Raw genomic sequence first — 2,530 nt, forward strand, 5'->3', positions numbered from 1 at the left:
ACGGGCACGAGCTGATCCTGGACGCGCCGTTCGACCTGACCGCACCGCAGATCGACGGCGATCAGGTGACCTACCCGGACGTCATCACCGACGGCGTGGACCTGGTGGTGAGCGTGAACCCGGACGCGACCGGCTTCACCGAGACCCTGGTCTTCGCATCGCGTCAGGCCGCCGAGCGGGCGGAGAAGAAGGTCGGCCTCGACAAGCTGACGTTCCCGCTGACGACCTCCGCGGGACTGCAGGTGACGCGGCAGGAGGGCGGGCTGGTCGCGGCCGACATGTTCGGTTCCGAGATCTTCACCGCTCCGGCGCCCCGGGCGTGGGACTCCACGTCGCGGGACCTGACCGGAACCTCCGACGTCGTCGGCGGGTCGTCGTGGCGGCTGTCAGGACAGGAGGAGGTGGGCCCGCTGCGGGCCCGCGGGCCCTCGGGATGGGAGCACCTGGCGGGCGACGGCGTGGACCCGGCCGACCCGTCGGTGCACGCGCGATCGGCGCTTCCCGGCGACCGGTCCTCGGGGATCGAGGTGGACCTGGTCCCAGCCGCCCCGCGCCATCAGGACGCGGCGGGCGCCGAGGCGACGTCGGATGCCGATGCGCTGCTCGGCAGTTTCGGTGCGGCCGGCTCCGCGGGCAGCACGGCTGCGGGCGGACAGCCGAGCCCTGCCGGTGGCCTGACCGTCGGTGGCGCGCCCGCTGCGGGCGATCCCGCCCTGGCGGACGACGCCGGCGCGGCGGGGGAGCGGTCGACGGTCGGCGTGCGGCTAGGGCTGGACACCGGCTGGCTGTTCGATGACGCGACCCAGTTCCCGGTGTTCGCCGACCCGGCGTTCTCGGGCTCGCCGAACGCGTGGCTGATGGTGCACGAGCCGGCCGGTGGTGAGGTCGCGCAGTACATGTTCGATGGCGACCAGGGCCTGGGCCTGTGCGACGTCGACGTGGCGTCCGGATGCGAGGCCGACTCCAAGTTCCGGCTCGGCTGGCGGTTCGACGGCCTGGACCAGATCGGCCTGATGGACGCGGACCGGGTCACGAGCGCGCAGTTCTCGGCCAGCGGGGAGCACTCGTGGGACTGCAACCCGCGCGGTGTGCAGCTGTGGCGTACGAGCTCGTTCGGCGCGGCCTCGGACTGGGCGTCGTGGGGCGCGTCCGCGTTCGTGGAGGAACTGGACGAGCAGGTGGTCTCGCACAAGGCGGCGTGCGACAACGTCAAGACGGTGACGTGGGATGCCACCGCGGCGGCGAAGCGGCTGGCCGAGGTCGACGGCGGGTCCGTGTCGCTGGGGCTGCGTGCCACGAACGAGGAGGACATGACCCTCGGGTGGAAGAGGTATCACCATGCCGCGTCGCTGACGATCGAGTACGAGCCCGAGCTCGACGACGGCGGCGAGGGCCAGGACCTGGAGGCGCGGAGCGAGAATCTCGCGCCCGTCATCGACGCCGCCGATACGCCCGATGCCGCCGCGCCGACCGAGATCGTCCCGGACGCCCGCACCGAGGAGCAGCCGGCTGCCCCTGCAGTGCCCGCCGAGGCGCTGCCCGCCGGTGGCGCCGCGGAGATCCCGGTGACCACCGAGCCCACCGTGGTCGACGTCGGCGGGCTGGACCTGACGGTGACCGCCTCTGCCGAGGGTGTGGCGCCCGAGCAGGTCGTCGTCGACGTCGCGGACCAGGCCACCACCGAGGCCGACGGTGTCACGGGGGTGCTGCTTGAGGTCACCGACAGCACGCTCTCGGGTACGGCCGCGGCGGGCGAGACCCGTGTCGTCGAGGCGACCGTCGACTACGGGGAGTTCGCCGAGGCGGCCGGCGCGGACTGGGGCCAGCGCCTGCAGGTCATGCGCATTCCGGCGTGTGCCGAGGTGACCCCGGACGCGCCGGAGTGCCAGCCCGAGGTGGTCCAGACCTCGAACGACGAGAACGACCAGACGCTGACCGCGACGCTGGAGATTCCGGCGGCGGGTGCGGAGGCAGCGGCGACACAGACCACGACGACGGAGTCCGCTACCACGGAGTCCGCGACGATCGCGTCGACGGCGACCGGGTCGGCGGCGATCACGTCGGCAGTGTTCAAGCAGGCGGGCCAGACGAAGACCGGGGGCTTGCGCGCCGCCGTTCGGACGGCTGGCGCCAAGGCGCTGCCGGCTGAGCGGACCGCGACGGCGACGACTGCGGCAGCGACAACCGCGGCAGCGACAACCGCGACGGCGACCGCCGCGGCACCCGCCGAGACGGGTGACAGGTTCGCTGTCACGTCCGGCGTGTCGTCGGCGGCGGGTGACTGGTCGGCTACGCCGGTCAATCCGACCGGGGAGTGGTCGGTGTCGGGAGCGACCGGCGCGTTGGGCTGGTCGTACCCGGTGACGGTGCCGTCCCCGGCGGCGGGTCCGGCGCCGCAGCTCGCGATCGGCTATTCGAGCTCGTCGCTGGTGGGTCGGGTGTCCGGGGCGAACAACCAGTCTTCGTGGGTCGGCGATGGCTGGGACCTGACCACGGGATTCATCGAGCGGTCGTACGTGCCGTGCATCGC

1 protein-coding gene is annotated in these 2,530 nt (G+C 72.9%); it reads left to right on the plus strand.

The genetic code is table 11. The features are described 5' to 3' along the window. On the plus strand, window positions 1-2,530 hold a 2,530-nt coding region (locus tag ACYVK5_RS23055; protein ID WP_460708322.1), incomplete at both ends, for a hypothetical protein.

The organism is Myceligenerans halotolerans (assembly GCF_054782975.1).